Below are 15,696 nucleotides of genomic sequence, written 5' to 3'. Positions count from 1 at the left end.
TAAAGGGCACCAATCTTGGCTCATCAATTTTCTGACAAATATTTCTCAAATAAACTTCGAGTCATTTCTACCATCAATCAATGAAAATAATTTCGATCAATCAACCGGTAAAAATCCACACAAGTTGTTCTTCATAATCTCTTAATGATCTACCTTGCTCTTCGTCAGAGACAAGTAACAACAAGATAATCTCAACAACTCAACGCTTCGCGCTTCGTTCGTTTCAACATATCTCGTTGGTATGTGCTCATTATAGGGCAATTTCGCACACACGCAAGTGCTTTTAACTGACAAAAATAACGAGTGTATTATTTTTATGCACCAAATTGGGTCAATTTTATACAAAAAAATTTTAAACTGTTGTTTTAAAGCAGAAATATTAATTTTAAAATTTCTGCTTTAATTTGGATTACTTTTTCTCAGCTGCTGCTTTAACCGTCACACTGACGATTTTTACAGCTTGCTGCGGTACATTTTGATGCATACCTAAATTCGCTGTCGGTACTTTAGTGATTTTATCCACTACCTCTATACCTCTAATGACTTTACCAAACACGGCATAACCTGCATTCCTCTGGCTTTTATTTAAAAAGTCGTTATCAACCGTATTAATAAAGAATTGGCTGGATGCAGAGTTCGGCGTATTGGTACGCGCCATCGCTAAAGTGCCACGGGTATTTTTCAAACCGTTATACGATTCATTTTGAATGGGAGCTTTGGTTTGCTTCTCCACCATGTTGGCATCCATTCCCCCACCCTGAATCATGAAGCCAGGAATCACGCGATGAAAAATGGTGCCGTTATAAAAGTTATCCTTTATATAGCTTTCAAAATTTTTCGCTGAAATAGGTGCTTTATCGTTAAAGAGCTCTATTTCAATATTTCCCATGGATGTTTTCATTTCTACAATCGAGTTTGCAGCCATCGTTTGCAAACTAATAAAAGCAGCCCCGACAGCGAATAAGCTTTGTTTTAACATTTCTTTACTCTTCTACTTCAAGTTGTAATTGTGAATGTCTATATATTAATCGTTCACTATAAATAAAACAGCATCTCTTTTTGAGATAAAACGAGAATGACAATGAGTGAAGAATTAAGCACGACCACTTTTCATCACCACCCACCTTGGCATTTACATGGTGATGCTTTTATTTTGAATTACTGGTTAACTCCAAATTTTATTAAATCTAATCAAGCTTTCCACCTTGCTCCCTCTCCAATCGGTCGAGTGATCCAGATAATGTTGGTTCGTTATGATGAATCCCCAGTGGGCCCTTATGATGAGCTTCTGATTTTAGATCATCCTTTAATGAGTAAAAGACGTTTGTCTTCAATTCCTAAAATTTATGTATCTACTGATACCTCTGTGGTTCATGGTCAACATTTTTGGGGAATTCCAAAACAATTGGCTCAATTTGAATGGTTAATCAAAGATGATGTGGTGTATTGCAACATTTCATTTGCTCAACAAGAAATGAGTTTGTGCCTACAGAAGTATAAACACAGCCAAGACTTTTATATTAACAGCCATCATGTACCCGCACGGCTGCTCAACATTCATCAGATATGGCAAGGTTTACATTATCAATTCAGTCCCCAGTTTCGTGGCAAGCTCGCTAAACTTAAACAGGCCTCGTGGAAAAATACCCTGGATATTTTTCCAGATTTTTCTCAAGCCAAATATTTACAGAGCTTTTATGTTCCCGAATTTAGACTTACGCTACCCCCAGCCAAAATTGAGAAAAAATAAAAAGTGTTTCACGTGAAACACCTTCTATATAGACAGTCGAATTTATTAAAAAAGCTTAAGCGTGTTTATCCCAAAACTTTCTGTAGTTTTTACTGATTTCAATCACGTACTGTTTAGCCCGAGAAGAAATGGGAGTGAGATTGACAAAACCATGGGATTGATCAGTGTATTCCTGATAATGCACTTTCACGCCCCGATGACGTAACTTATAAGCATAAATCTCACCTTCATCATGCAACACGTCATGCCCTGCGGTAATCACAAATGCAGGAGGTAATTTGTCATGCTGGCCATAGGTCGGGGAAATAATCGGGTCATCCAATTCAACTTGATGCGTTTCTGCATAATATTGCGTTACAAAATCGACATCCGTACCGGTGAGCACCAAACCTTCTTTATACGCATGAAACGATGGGTGACGACTTTTAAAATCTAATGCAGGATAGAGCAGCAATTGCGCTTGCGGTGCATGAACTTTGTTGACACTACGCTGGGCAACCACCGCACTAATATTGCCGCCTGCACTATCCCCGGCCACCGAGATTCTGTTTTTTAAGATTTTAAGCTGTTTTCTGTTTTGATATACCCATGCCAGTGCATCTTCACAGCTTTGGATCAGCTTTATCGGGCTGGTTTCTGGTGCTAAAGGATAGTCGATGCTCATCACCTGAACCTTTGCATGCACTGCAAGTAAACGGCACACCTCATCATGCGAGTCGAGGCTTCCCACCACAAAACCACCGCCATGATAAAACACCACCATCGGAAGTTTTTTACTGGGTGCAGGATGATAATGTCGCGCGAAGATGGTGCCACTATGTAAAGGTAATCGTAAATCTTCGACTCGCTTTACCGCTGTCGGTTTAGTCTTAATCGACTGCATTTGTAGATCAAAGTTTTTACGCGCACGGACAACATCTGCACCGATGAAACCACTATTGCCCTGTCTTAACTGGGTAGCCATCATGCATTGGATTAAAGGATCAAGTTCAGGATACTGGTGCGGATATCTTAAAATTTTAACTAAAGACTTTTGCGCAAAAGCCGGCAACCGATCCAAGGTACGTGCTGCCGTGCCTTGCCCTTTTTCTATCATTGTCTGTAGCGTTCGATTAAAAGCAACCATAAGTATCCCTTCCTTTTATTATATTCTTCACATTTTCTACATGATCAGCCGATAAGTGACCATAATCTTATACAACTCTAATCATCTGTATACACAGTAAAAACATTCATACGCTAATCTTCTTTTTATACCTTGTCATTGACAATTTCCATGTATATTTCGGAGTGTTTTGCTACTCCTTAAAAGAAGAAGGATGTAAGCCATGACTAAAAAACTGATTATACTCTTTTTAATGACCACATTTTTAGCCGTAGGTTGTGTGGCATTTCCAGAAGATGGCGGCTATTACAACGGTGGTTATGACAACCACTATGACCGTCGTTATGATCGGGACTATGACAACCGTTATGACCGAGAGCGGGATCGTCAGCGTTGGGAATATCAGCAGCGTCAAAACCGCTTGGAATTGGAACGTAAAAAACGTGAATTAGAACGTCGCCAATGGGAACAAAACCGTCAGAAGCAGTCGGATTGGGAGCGTAAAAAACGTGAACAACAGCATCAGTTAGAACAGCGTAAGCGAGCTGCCGAAAAAAATCGAAATAACCAATCCAATTTGGATCGAAAAAAGCGGGAACTTGAACGCCAACGCTCAGCACAACAGCGTAAGAAACTGAATGAGCAAAATCGTCAAAAAACCCAACAGCGGGCTAAATCTCAAGAAAGACATTGGGATAATCATCGCCGCGATACTGATAAACGAGTTCGAGAGCGTCGCGATAATTAAAATCCTGTTATTAGCTAAATACCTTTCCAGTAAAGGGTATTTTTTTATGCTATAAAATTGATGCTCATCAAAACTTCATGCTGCAAAGATTAATCGCTATTCAACAGCAAAGCTAGAATGGGCTAAACAAATAGAGGATATCCGTGATTTATCAGGACTTAGTTTATTTTAGGCAAAAAAAAAGCTTACCCAGAGGTTGGGTAAGCCTAGAAAACAGATTTCAAAAATACCAAGAAGAAACTACAGCGATAGAATCTGGATGAAATAATAACCAGCCTGCAGGTTTTTGTGAAATATATAATTTATTGAATATTGATCGTTTTTAAGTCTAAGACTGATATACCCCCTCATCACATTCATCTTGTTTATATTTTCTGATTCCTTTTCGTCTCTATCGTTGCTTGCTTTTATCTTTCATACAAACAGTCCATACAAAATGAAGTCAGCAATAAAACTGATTCTTGCATTCACAGATGCTCAAGCTTTTATATAAGCTGCTGTGTTGTTTGGTCCATTCGCTCAATATTGACCACGAAGAATCCAACATTTTTAAGCTCAACGCTGGAAAAACCAGATTTTTTTAATAATTTTAATCAAATTAAACAGATTTAATTGATTGTCTCGCTTGAATTTTTATCGCCTGCCCCGACCTTTGTATTAATCATGAATTTTATCACTCATGGCAGTTCAGAATTAACCCAGTTAACACTGAAGCCAAAAGGACTGTACATGTTTAAGAACCCATTTAAACGGAGTAAATCTATGGCGGCTGAGCAAAACGAACAAGCTCAAGATCTAGGGCAAGAGCAAGCTGATCAACAAACAGCACAAACTCAAGCTGAAACGGAGCAAACTGAAGTTTCAGTTGAAGATTTACAAACACAAATCACGAATTTGAAAGAAAGTTTAAAACTTGAAAAAGCACGTACAGCCAATGCGGTATATGAAGCGCAAAAAAGCGTGGAACGCATTCAACGTGATGCTGAAAAGCATAAAGAAATTGTTATTGAAAAGTTCGCTAAAGAATTACTCGACACTGTTGATAATTTAGAGCGTGCCATTCAAGCTGCGGGTGATATTGAATCTCCATTACTTGAAGGTGTGCAACTTACTTTGAAATCACTGCTCACCACACTGGAAAAATTCGGTGTAGTCGAAGTGAACATGAGTAACGGTTTCAATGCAGACTTGCATCAGGCAGTCGGTATCGCACCTGATGCTAAAGCAGGGGAAATTGGTACTGTATTGCAAAAAGGCTATACCTTGTCGAACCGTTTACTTCGTCCAGCAATGGTCTTGGTCGGTCAATAAGGTAAAGAAATTCGGGAGTTTTTCACTTTTTTTAATCAAATAAACTTGAAAAATTTTGAATGGCTCTCATATCGGATAACAAGCAAAAGCATTGCAAAAAATAATTTTGAGGAAGCATCCAAATGGCTAAAATCATTGGTATTGATTTAGGTACTACAAACTCTTGCGTAGCAGTACTTGAAGGCGACAAAGTTAAAGTTATCGACAACGCTGAAGGCGCTCGTACAACTCCATCGATTATTGCATACAAAGATGGCGAAATTTTGGTGGGTCAATCTGCTAAACGTCAAGCGGTAACCAATCCTAAAAACACGCTATTCGCGATCAAACGTTTGATCGGTCGCAAGTACAAAGACCAAGCAGTTCAAAAAGATATCGGTCTTGTCCCTTACAAAATTATTCAAGCAGACAATGGCGATGCTTGGGTTGATGTAAACGATAAAAAATTGGCACCACAACAAGTTTCTGCTGAAATCTTGAAAAAGATGAAGAAAACTGCAGAAGATTATTTGGGTGAGACTGTTACAGAAGCGGTGATTACTGTTCCTGCTTACTTCAATGATGCACAACGTCAAGCAACTAAAGATGCAGGTCGAATTGCCGGTCTTGATGTTAAACGTATCATCAACGAACCAACTGCTGCAGCGCTTGCGTTTGGTATGGACAAAAAAGAAGGCGACCGTAAAATCGCGGTTTACGACTTGGGTGGTGGTACTTTCGACGTATCAATCATTGAAATCGCTGACCTAGATGGCGACCAACAAATTGAAGTATTGTCGACCAACGGTGATACCTTCCTTGGCGGTGAAGACTTCGATAACGCTTTAATTGAATACTTGGTTGAAGAGTTCAAGAAAGAACAAGGCTTTAACTTAAAACAAGATCCGCTTGCGTTACAACGTTTGAAAGAAGCTGCTGAAAAAGCGAAGATCGAACTTTCATCTTCAACTGCAACTGAAATTAACCTTCCATACATCACTGCAGATGCGACTGGTCCTAAACACTTAGTGATCAACGTAACTCGCTCTAAACTTGAAGGTTTGGTTGCGGAACTTGTTGCTCGTACCATTGAGCCTTGCCGTATTGCGCTTAAAGATGCTGGTCTTTCAACAAGCGACATCTCTGACGTAATTTTGGTCGGTGGTCAGTCTCGTATGCCACTTGTACAACAAAAAGTACAAGAATTCTTCGGTAAAGAGCCACGTAAAGACGTGAACCCTGACGAAGCTGTAGCAATGGGTGCTGCGATTCAAGGTGCGGTATTGTCTGGTGACAAAACTGACGTATTGCTTTTAGACGTAACTCCATTGACTCTGGGTATTGAGACTATGGGCGGCGTGTTAACTGCAATCATCGAGAAAAACACCACGATTCCTGCGAAGAAATCTCAAGTGTTCTCAACAGCTGCTGACAACCAACCGGCTGTAGACATTTCTGTGTTCCAAGGTGAACGTAAAATGGCACAGCAAAACAAATTGCTTGGTAACTTCCAATTGGGCGACATTCCACCTGCTCCACGTGGCGTACCGCAAATTGAAGTATCTTTCGACATCAATGCTGATGGTATCTTGAAAGTGTCTGCGAAAGACAAGAGCACAGGTAAAGAACAAACGATTCAAATCAAAGCAAACTCTGGTTTGTCTGATGCTGAAATCGAAGCAATGATCAAAGATGCTGAAGCGAATGCTGAAGAAGATCGCAAATTTGAAGAATTGGCGAAAGCACGTAACGAAGCTGATGCTTTAGTTTCATCTTCACAAAAAGCGGTTAAAGATCTTGGTGAACAAGTGACTGCAGATGAAAAAACTGCAATCGAAACTGCGGTTTCTGAGCTTGAAGCTTCTACCAAAGAAAATGACGTTGAAGAAATCAAAGCGAAAACTGAAGCACTTCAAAACATCATCATGCCGATTAGCCAACGTGCTTATGAAGCTGCGCAAGGCGCTCAAGGTGGTGCTGAAGGTTTTGATCCAAGCGCGTTTGGTGGTGATGCTGGTCAATCTCAAAAAGCGGACGACGGCGTTGTAGATGCTGAGTTCACTGAAGTTAAAGATGACAAAAAATAATTTGTTGCTTTAATTTGACTCGACAGAGTTAAAAAAGACCGCGCGAAAGCGCGGTTTTTTTATGTTTAAAAAGATAGGATTAGATTAAGCTTTCAGCTACATTAATTTAAAAATAATGATTTAAAACGGTTATGCGTGCTCTCTTCTTTGCCCTCGGGGCATTATTGTTCATTTGGTTATTCTTTCCATCGCAACACGATAACAAGCGAGACCATCGCACGGTCACAGATAAAATACTTCATCCTTTCGATTCAAGTGTGCGATTTCGCTTAGGCGATGTCGATCCACGATTTGGCATGAGCCAAGCAGAACTGATTCAGCTCTGTAAAGATGCCATCGGCATTTGGCAGCAAGGCTCAGAAAAACCGCTTTTGGTTTATGACCCCAATGCAAAATTAACGATTAATTTGATCTATGACCAACGCCAAGCAGACCATAAAGCCTATAAAACCAGCCAACAACTTTTGCAGACGGCTCAAAATGTAAATCAATGGGTTTCAGAGAATTTAGACAATCGCTATAACTACCTAGAACAGCGCCATCAACAACTGCAAGCCCAGCGATATCAATTATCCAAGGATGCTGAACAACTCAATCAGCAACGCATGAGTTGGATGCGTATTGAAAATGGTCCAAATCAACAACGTATTGAACAGCAATATCAGCAATTGAAAGCCCAAGCACAACAATTAGACCATGACATTGCTGAGCTTAAAGATCAAAATAACCAATATAATCAACAAGTCGAGCAGCATAACCAGAATATTAATTCCTACAATATCAATGTGAATCATCTCAATCAACGCTTCCCGGCACGCGAATTTCACAAAGGCATCTACAATGGAAAGCGCATTGAAATTTATCAATTTGATACGATGGATGATTTACGTCTAACCATTGCCCATGAGTTAGGACATGCCTTGGGCTTAGAACACAATCACGATCCTCAAGCGCTGATGTACCCGCTTCTGAAAGATCAGCAGATGCAAAATTTCAGGTTATCGGCAGCAGATTTAGCCCTGTTGCAGACACGTTAAGCCACGACCGAGATACAATGCAAAAATCCCTTACTTTTTATACGTCTATGCAGGGCAATAGAACGGAAATCAGGTTCATTTCATGTTATTGTGATGGGAAGAAATGACAATATAAATCTCTGGAGACGCGTGTGAGTTACTACCATATTCTGATTGAAATGAATGATCACATAAGTACAATTGAGCAAACACGTGAGATTGAAATCTTTGATATTATTGAAATTCAGCCTTACCTGCATTCTATTTTATTGCCATTTTTAAACGAACAGCTGATCGAACTGGAAGATGAAAATATTGAGTTCAAGGATATTCTGCATTTAGAAATAAAACAGACTTTACTACCTATTCAGCATTTGATTGAAGAAGAACAACGCTTACTTCCAAGCGATACAGATGTCACCATTACGGCGCATGAAATTTTTAACAATCGTGATTTAAGCCAAGATGTGACAACTGTTATTTTTGATATTTTAGAAGCCGCTAAATTAGAAGCATAATTTTTAATGATGTTCTCACAGAATAATAAATTCTATTTTTCATAAAAAAGCCCTCCAAACAAGGAGGACTTTTTTAGTTTTTTATTAAAGAGAGAAAGATGAACCACAACCACAGGTTGTTGTTGCATTTGGGTTTTGAACCACAAAACGTGAACCTTCCAAGCCTTCAATATAATCGACTTCTGAACCGACAAGATATTGATAGCTTAAAGAATCAACCAGCATTTTTACGTCGCCATTGACAAACTCAGCATCATCTTCATTCATGCTTTCAGCGAAGTTAAAGCCATAAGAGAAACCAGAACAACCGCCACCTGTAACATAAACGCGTAACATTAATTCTTGGTTGCCTTCACTATCACGCAATTGGCGTACTTTATTTGCAGCATTGTCAGTCAGCACAAGAGCTTGGGCATTCATGTTGGATCCTCTGTTCAATTCAGTTGTCTTTAAAAGATAAAGACCATATTTCAAGTATAGCATACCCAATATATGGTCAGTCTTTGCAGATTTAAAGTCAAATCTGAGTATTTTTATCAAGATTGTTTGTAGTTCTCATCTTGCAAGGCACATTCGAAGTTTTTCGGATCATTCTTACAACGGAATTGCCACAATAATTTCATCATGCGTTTGTCATAAATCCCACGTTTAGTTAAATCAACACGCGCATCACGCATCATTTTTTGATAGCCCGGTTTATCTACTGCGGGTACATCCATCCAATATTTACTTGGAATGTCCGCTCTCATTTTACCTAAGATATTGAAGGCACGTGGTAATTCGCCTTTTATCCATTCTCGAGATTTTTGACCAAATCCTGCGGGGAATTTTTCTGGACGAATAATAATATTACCGGTCACTTGTAAAATTGGATAATTCACAATCGCGCCTTTATTACCTAAACCTTTATGTAGCTCTAACGGTTTAAACGCTGCTGCGGGTGCGCCAATAATATCGACCTGACCATTATTAAACATGCTGGCAAAGTTTGTGATCTCAGCGCTTACCGCTTGCGCCCCAACTTGCTGCACCATAATTTTCTGTGCTTCATCATAGCTTAAAACGGCAATTTTTTTACCCGCCGCTTTAGCTACGGTATTAATTTTTCGGTCATTCACAAGCAAGTAAGCATCACCAATTGGAATAACACCGGCAATTTCATATTTACCTTGCACCATTTGCGGTGCAAATTTAGAGCTTGCTAAACCCTGCATCACTTTCACTGCCAGATTCAAATTCGTAATAGCACCAATTGCATCTAAAGAACCAGTAAATAAATTAAACTGACGACCGCGCATACCCGTCACGCTAATACCGTCACATTTACCAGCCTTAAAGTCCTCAGCAACTACCGCTTCATTGGTATTGACGCGTAATTCAATATCTGCACCCCAATTTTTGGCTGCCAGTTGATAATCTTTCATCAGGCTAAACACATCACCACTTTTACCGACCAAATCGAATACGCACATCACTTGTTTTGCCTGGCTAATCCCGGTTACAGCACATAGACTTGCACCCAGTAGCAGCGTTTTAGACCATTGCATCATGACTTTTTCCTTGTGTCTTTGTTTTTATTCAGTCGAAGACTGAATCTTTTTGAGTTTTTATTCATTGCGAACAACAAGCTTGCTATACCTATTTTCATTTTTATGATAAAAATTTTATATCATTATTTTTTAAGATTACGCCTTTTTTTACTCACGACAATGGCAAAAATGACATATTCCACTCGACAAAAAAGCCTAGAGTTAATCTAGGCTTTCTTCTTTAAAATCAAAGTTATTCACCACCAAGTGAACATTCAAAATTCGCCTTATCGACAGAACAGCGGGCTTTTTTCAATACCGACATCATGCTGGCATCATAAACTCCACGTTTGGTCATATCCATACGGCCATCACGTAACATTTTTTGATATTTGGTTTTATCTTCTGCAGACAGATTCATTTTAAATTTAGCTGGAATACTGGCTTCAAGACGATTAATCATCGCAAAACTTTTTGGCAAGTGTTTCACGAACCAGTCACGCGATTTTTGTCCAAAGCCTGCTGGGAACTGATCAGGACGAATCACAAAATCTGAGGTTACTTGAAGGACAGGGAAATTGAACATGGCACCATTTGTACCTAAACCTTTATAGATTTCCAAAGGTTTGTAGGCATAAGCAGGCGCACCCACCATATCCACCTGACCATTATTGAATTTCGCCACAAAGTTTGATACATCCGAGATCACAGCTTGTGCCCCTACACGTTGCACCATAATTTTTTGCGCATCGTCATAACCTAATACTGCAAATTTTTTGCCTGCGGCTTTTTCAATCGAATTAATGCTCTTGTCACGTACAAAAATAAAAGCTGAACCTAAAGGCGCAATACCGGCAACTTCATATTTTTTCCCGCTTAAATTGCTCACCATTTTCGGTGCATTACGTTTATCGAGTGCAAATGTAATCGCACGTTGGGCAATGGCATTGCTGGGTGCACCACCTAAAGCATCAATAGAACCGACAAATTTATTGTATTGACGTGCACGCATCGCCGTCATAAAAACGCCATCGCATTTGCCTGCTTTAAAATCATTATCGGCAACAGCTTCGTCTTGACGTGGGATTAGATTAATATCAGCACCCCACCCTTTGGCAGCCAGCGCCCATTCCTGCGCCATTTGATAAGACTCACCAGATTTACCCAGTAAATCAAACACACAAACATCCACCTTTGCTGCATGTGCTGTTGCCGCACAACCAATAGCAGAAAATGCGGCTAATGCCAGAATCGTTTTTTTCATTGTCATGGTCCTTTTCAGAATCTTGTTGTTTGATGAGTGTCCATTCATGGCATAAATATTATGCAAGTTTATTTAAAAAAAATAGAGTATTTACTCCATTTATTTCCGACTTATATGTCAGTTGATTTATATTTTTTTAAGTTAATAATAAAATCATAAAGTTAGCTAAAAATACTTTTAGCTATAACTTAGAAAAGCTTAAATATTTTACAAATTACTACACAACACAGTCGTTATTCACCACTCAAAGAACACTCAAAATTGGTTCGCTCTACAGTACAACGGGCTTTTTTCAATACAGTCATCATGGCTGGCTCATAAATTCCCTGTTTGGTTAAATCAATTCGTCCTTCACGCAGAATTTTTTGATATTTTACGTGGTCTTCTTTGCTTAAGTTCATGCGGTATTTTGCCGGAATCTCAGCTTCCATACGTTTGACCATGGCAAAACTTTTCGGCAATTGTTTTACGAACCAACTCCGCGATTGCATGCCAAACCCTTCAGGAAATTTATTTTTACGTATAATCAAATCGGCGGTGACATTGACCACGGGAAAATTAATCATCGCGCCTTGCGTACCTAAACCTTTATAAATTTCAAGTGGTTTAAAAGCATAAGCGGGTGCAGCAACAATTTCAACTTCAGCTTGATTAAATTTTTTGATGAAATTTGAGATCTCGGACATTACCGGAACAGCGCCAACACGCGTAACCATAATTTTTTGAGCATAATCATAATGTAATACAGCGAACTTTTTACCTTCTGCACGGGCTATAGAATTGATTGAGCGATCACGGACAAAAATATAAGCCGAGCCAATTTGCCCAATACCGGCTACTTCAAAGGTTTCTTTACCCATGGTATTGATCAGGCGTTTTTCATTACGTTTATCAAGTACATAGCTAATGGCTTTTTGCGCTATATCATTACTCGGTATGCCGCCAATCGCATCAATCGAGCCAGCAAATTTATTGTAGGCACGTGCACGCATTGAGGTCATATAAAAAGCGTCACATTGACCCGATTTAAAATCCTGTTCAACTTTGGCTTCATCTTGATAAGAGATCAGATTGACCTCCCCATCCCATTGCTTACTGGCCAAGGACCATTCTTCGATCAATTTATAAGATTCACCCGCTTTACCCAACAAGTCAAAAACACATATATTTTGTTTTGCCTGTGCCACACTTGAAAAACTGAGTAATAGTCCAGTAGATAAAATCAAAATCCTTTTTTTCATGCTTATGCCTAATTTTTTTTATATATTCCCTTATAAAATAACTATAGTGTTGTTTTAACGGTAAAAATAGGGAATTCATTCTATTTCTGATAAAAGGCTTTTTTTTGCACAAATTGTCACACTTTTATTTATTTACTTAAAACTGCCATTTATCCACATAATAACCTTCTAGTCTTTTTCTTTTCTCGGTCACTTCCTTTAGAATACGCGCACTATTCTTGTTATTTAGATATTTTAATGATTCAGTTAGATCAACTTTCTATACGTCGCAGTGGACGTGTTTTATTTCAAAAAGCATCCATGCAACTCCATCCAGGCTGGAAAATTGGTTTAACTGGTGTAAATGGCGCAGGAAAATCCACGCTATTTTCTGCACTGCTCGGTGGTATGGAATCGGATGGGGGTTCTTTAACTCGCCCTGCGGTTTGGACTGTTGCGCATATGGCACAGGAAATCAAAGCTTTAGATATGAAAGCGATTGATTTCGTTTTGTCTGGCGATGAAGAATTTTGGGAAATTCAAAATAAATTAGATCACCCAGAAAGCTTAAGCGATGATGAACTTGCACATTTATACGGTCGTTTTGACGAAATTAATGGCTATTCTGCACCGTCTAAAGCATCGCAATTGATGGCAGGTTTAGGTTTCTTTGAACATCAGTCACAACTGGATGTTTCAAGTTTCTCCGGGGGTTGGCGTATGCGTCTGAATCTTGCGCGTACCTTGATGAGCCGTTCAGACCTGTTGTTACTTGATGAACCGACCAACCATTTAGATTTAGATGCCATTTTATGGCTAGAAGACTGGTTGAAAGCCTATGAAGGCACATTAATTCTGATTTCGCATGACCGTGATTTCCTGGATGCAATTACCGATCATATTTTACATATTGAAAATCAAGAACTGATTCTTTACACGGGCAACTATTCAACCTTTGAACGTACCCGTAGTGAACGTTTGTCTCAGCAACAACAAGCTTATGAAAAGCAATTAGAAACACGCGCGCATTTGCAGAAATATATCGACCGTTTTAAAGCACAAGCGACCAAAGCCAAACAAGCGCAAAGCCGGATTAAACAACTTGAACGTATGCAAGAGTTGTCTGCTGCGCATGTCGATACACCCTTTACCTTCTCATTCCGTGAACCGACCAAAATGAGTTCGCCACTGCTTGAACTTGAACATGCAGATATTGGTTATGGTGACAAACTGATTGTGACCAATGTCAGTTTACAAATCACCCCCACCAGTCGTATTGGTTTGCTGGGGATGAATGGTGCTGGTAAATCCACCCTGATTAAATCACTAGTCGGTGATTTACAACTGCTGCAAGGTACCCGTAAAGACTCTGAACTGCTCAATATTGGCTACTTTGCTCAGCATCAAATGGATGCTTTGGATGGTAATGCCAGTCCAATGCTGCAATTATCTCGGATTGCCGATAAAAAAATCAGTGAAGCAAGCTTGCGTTCTTTCCTCGGGAGTTTCGGTTTTAGTGGCGAACGCATGGATACCCCAAGTGAAAGTTTCTCAGGGGGTGAACGTGCCCGTTTAGCACTGGCACTGATTGTATGGCAACGTCCAAATGTGCTGATTCTGGATGAACCGACCAACCATTTAGACTTGGATATGCGTCATGCATTAACCATGGCATTGCAAGATTTTGAGGGTGCTGTGGTTCTGGTATCGCATGAACGTCAACTGATTGCCAGTGTGTGTGATGAGTTGATCTTGGTTCATGGTGGTCAAAGCCGTGAGTTTGACGGTGATTTGACTGCCTATGCAGACTGGTTACGCCAAGCCCGGATCGAGATGATGAAGTCAGGTCAACAACCGGCTGCACCTGTGAAATCTCAAGTGGAAGTTAAACCCACGATTTCCAAACTGGACAAAGAGGCACAACGTAAAGAAGCTGCTCGTCGTCGTGAACTCAGCCGTCCTGTTCGCAAGAATATTGAAAAAATTGAAGCGCAGATTGCCAAAGTGCAGCCGCGTTTGAGTGAAATCGAAACCTTACTTGGCGATAGCGCATTGTATGAAGCAAATCGTAAAGATGATTTGTTGAAACTGATGAACGAACAAACCGAGTTAAAAGTAAAATTAGCTGAAGCCGAAGAAAAAATGTTGGAGCTCATGATGGAGTTGGAAGAGCTGGAAGGTGCTTTCGAATAAGCCAATTTACCACTCTTAAGCAAAACTAAAGTGATGCTTATTTTATGATCGCAGTACAATTTCAAACCTGTCCTGCGATTTTTTAATTTTTCTACACAACACTTTTATCGCAATATCACTCAAGATGTCAGTGTGTTTAAATTTAAAAATTATCATCTATTAACTTTAAATTCAAACCAGAGTTTTAAATTTAAAAAACTTATCCACAATACATCCAAGACCAACTTTGAATTTAAATAAAATATTTATCAAGACTGTGGATAAATTAATTTTCACATGCTTATTCAATAAAAGCTAAACTTATCCACATCCCTATTTTCAATACAAAATAAGACTTTTTATTCATCTTGCTTTGACTTTTTGCGTTTTAAAAACCTGAGTTCGATAATTTTCCAAGCGCCCTCATTGATCCATAATTCTTGAATTTTTCTCTGATCTTCTAAACCAATTAAAACCTTACAACGCTTCAAATCTCGATCAAACTCAAACTCTTCAAATTCAATGTTGGGCTTTTGCGATTTCCATACGTCATTTTTAACCGCGTGTGCGATGCGCTCATAGCGGGTAAAATTGCCTTCAACCTGACCTTCCTGCTCATAAACCACCTTAAATTGTTCATGTTCATACTGAGCCAGCGCCTCAAAATTACCGGTAAAAAATGCATTGCTCCAAATATCCCGGATCTGTTCCAGTTGATTATCCATGCTACTAACCTCGTAATATTGCATGATGATGTCCTGTGTGCAGGATTCATCATGACAGAGGAATAAGTCATTTTTATAAAACAAAGATGGCTAAAAGTTAATCGTATTTAAATAAAAATAGCATAAAAAAAGCACCCCGAAGGGCACTGCTGTCCCACAATTTTTACAAGAGGAAGCTCATTTAAGCTTCTCTTGTTTGATGGGGACTTTATCGGGTGAAAATAACGCTTTTAAGGTTTTTATTTCAAATAAATTCACTTGAATTATTCTGA

At 39.3% G+C, this 15,696-nt stretch carries 14 protein-coding genes; 7 read left to right on the top strand and 7 right to left on the bottom strand.

The genetic code is table 11. The features are described 5' to 3' along the window. Positions 1–409: 409 nt before the first annotated feature. Entirely contained in the window at positions 410–979 is a 570-nt protein-coding gene (locus E0H81_RS15250) for a peptidylprolyl isomerase (protein WP_131320103.1), read from the bottom strand. Positions 980–1,081: 102 nt separating this feature from the next. On the opposite strand from E0H81_RS15250, the gene E0H81_RS15245 reads away from it, so the two are divergent. Continuing rightward, positions 1,082–1,750 (top strand): acetoacetate decarboxylase family protein, encoded by a 669-nt coding sequence (locus E0H81_RS15245; RefSeq protein ID WP_131320101.1) that lies wholly within the window; start codon positions 1,082–1,084, stop codon positions 1,748–1,750. Positions 1,751–1,805: 55 nt separating this feature from the next. On the opposite strand, the gene E0H81_RS15240 is transcribed toward E0H81_RS15245, so the two are convergent. Next, positions 1,806–2,876 carry an alpha/beta hydrolase gene (locus tag E0H81_RS15240; RefSeq protein ID WP_131320099.1) on the bottom strand — a complete coding sequence of 357 codons (1,071 nt, stop codon included), beginning with the start codon at positions 2,874–2,876 and terminating at the stop codon, positions 1,806–1,808. A gap of 202 nt (positions 2,877–3,078) precedes the next feature. Here E0H81_RS15240 and E0H81_RS15235 point away from each other — a divergent pair, with 202 nt between their 5' ends. From E0H81_RS15235 to E0H81_RS15215, 5 genes are all read left to right on the top strand, one after another. Continuing rightward, on the top strand, positions 3,079–3,603 hold the full coding sequence (locus E0H81_RS15235; RefSeq protein WP_131320097.1) for a hypothetical protein: 525 nt from the start codon (positions 3,079–3,081) through the stop codon (positions 3,601–3,603). A gap of 762 nt (positions 3,604–4,365) precedes the next feature. Next, a complete protein-coding gene (gene grpE / locus E0H81_RS15230; RefSeq protein ID WP_131320107.1) occupies positions 4,366–4,914 on the top strand; it encodes a nucleotide exchange factor GrpE in 549 nt (182 codons plus the stop codon). Positions 4,915–5,036: 122 nt separating this feature from the next. After that, positions 5,037–6,980 carry a molecular chaperone DnaK gene (gene dnaK, locus E0H81_RS15225; RefSeq protein WP_131269270.1) on the top strand — a complete coding sequence of 648 codons (1,944 nt, stop codon included), beginning with the start codon at positions 5,037–5,039 and terminating at the stop codon, positions 6,978–6,980. Between the two features lie 131 nt (positions 6,981–7,111). Then, positions 7,112–8,017 carry a matrixin family metalloprotease gene (locus E0H81_RS15220; protein ID WP_131320095.1) on the top strand — a complete coding sequence of 302 codons (906 nt, stop codon included), beginning with the start codon at positions 7,112–7,114 and terminating at the stop codon, positions 8,015–8,017. 119 nt (positions 8,018–8,136) lie between these two features. Continuing rightward, entirely contained in the window at positions 8,137–8,514 is a 378-nt protein-coding gene (locus E0H81_RS15215) for a hypothetical protein (protein ID WP_131320093.1), read from the top strand. Between the two features lie 84 nt (positions 8,515–8,598). Here E0H81_RS15215 and erpA read toward each other — a convergent pair whose 3' ends face one another. The 4 genes from erpA to E0H81_RS15195 all read right to left on the bottom strand — a co-directional run bounded on the left by erpA (position 8,599) and on the right by E0H81_RS15195 (position 12,548). Continuing rightward, positions 8,599–8,934 (bottom strand): iron-sulfur cluster insertion protein ErpA, encoded by a 336-nt coding sequence (gene erpA, locus E0H81_RS15210; RefSeq protein ID WP_067723871.1) that lies wholly within the window; start codon positions 8,932–8,934, stop codon positions 8,599–8,601. A gap of 116 nt (positions 8,935–9,050) precedes the next feature. Further along, positions 9,051–10,061: a putative solute-binding protein gene (locus E0H81_RS15205; protein WP_131320105.1), complete on the bottom strand. Its 1,011-nt coding sequence runs from the start codon at positions 10,059–10,061 to the stop codon at positions 9,051–9,053. Between the two features lie 235 nt (positions 10,062–10,296). Beyond that, the gene (locus E0H81_RS15200; protein ID WP_131269274.1) at positions 10,297–11,307 is read right to left on the bottom strand and encodes a putative solute-binding protein; all 1,011 of its coding nucleotides are present in this window, start codon (positions 11,305–11,307) and stop codon (positions 10,297–10,299) included. 233 nt (positions 11,308–11,540) lie between these two features. Then, the gene (locus tag E0H81_RS15195; protein ID WP_131320091.1) at positions 11,541–12,548 is read right to left on the bottom strand and encodes a putative solute-binding protein; all 1,008 of its coding nucleotides are present in this window, start codon (positions 12,546–12,548) and stop codon (positions 11,541–11,543) included. Positions 12,549–12,785: 237 nt separating this feature from the next. Between E0H81_RS15195 and E0H81_RS15190 the strand changes: the two genes are divergently transcribed. Further along, positions 12,786–14,720 (top strand): ATP-binding cassette domain-containing protein, encoded by a 1,935-nt coding sequence (locus tag E0H81_RS15190; RefSeq protein WP_131320089.1) that lies wholly within the window; start codon positions 12,786–12,788, stop codon positions 14,718–14,720. A gap of 338 nt (positions 14,721–15,058) precedes the next feature. Here E0H81_RS15190 and E0H81_RS15185 read toward each other — a convergent pair whose 3' ends face one another. Then, entirely contained in the window at positions 15,059–15,424 is a 366-nt protein-coding gene (locus tag E0H81_RS15185) for a hypothetical protein (RefSeq protein ID WP_131320087.1), read from the bottom strand. Positions 15,425–15,696: the final 272 nt, after the last annotated feature.

Origin of the sequence: Acinetobacter terrestris (genome assembly GCF_004331155.1) — a bacterium.
Taxonomy (GTDB): Bacteria; Pseudomonadota; Gammaproteobacteria; order Pseudomonadales; family Moraxellaceae; genus Acinetobacter; species Acinetobacter terrestris.
Note: the sequence above shows the minus strand (reverse complement) of the source record. Positions and strands in the feature narration are given on the sequence as shown.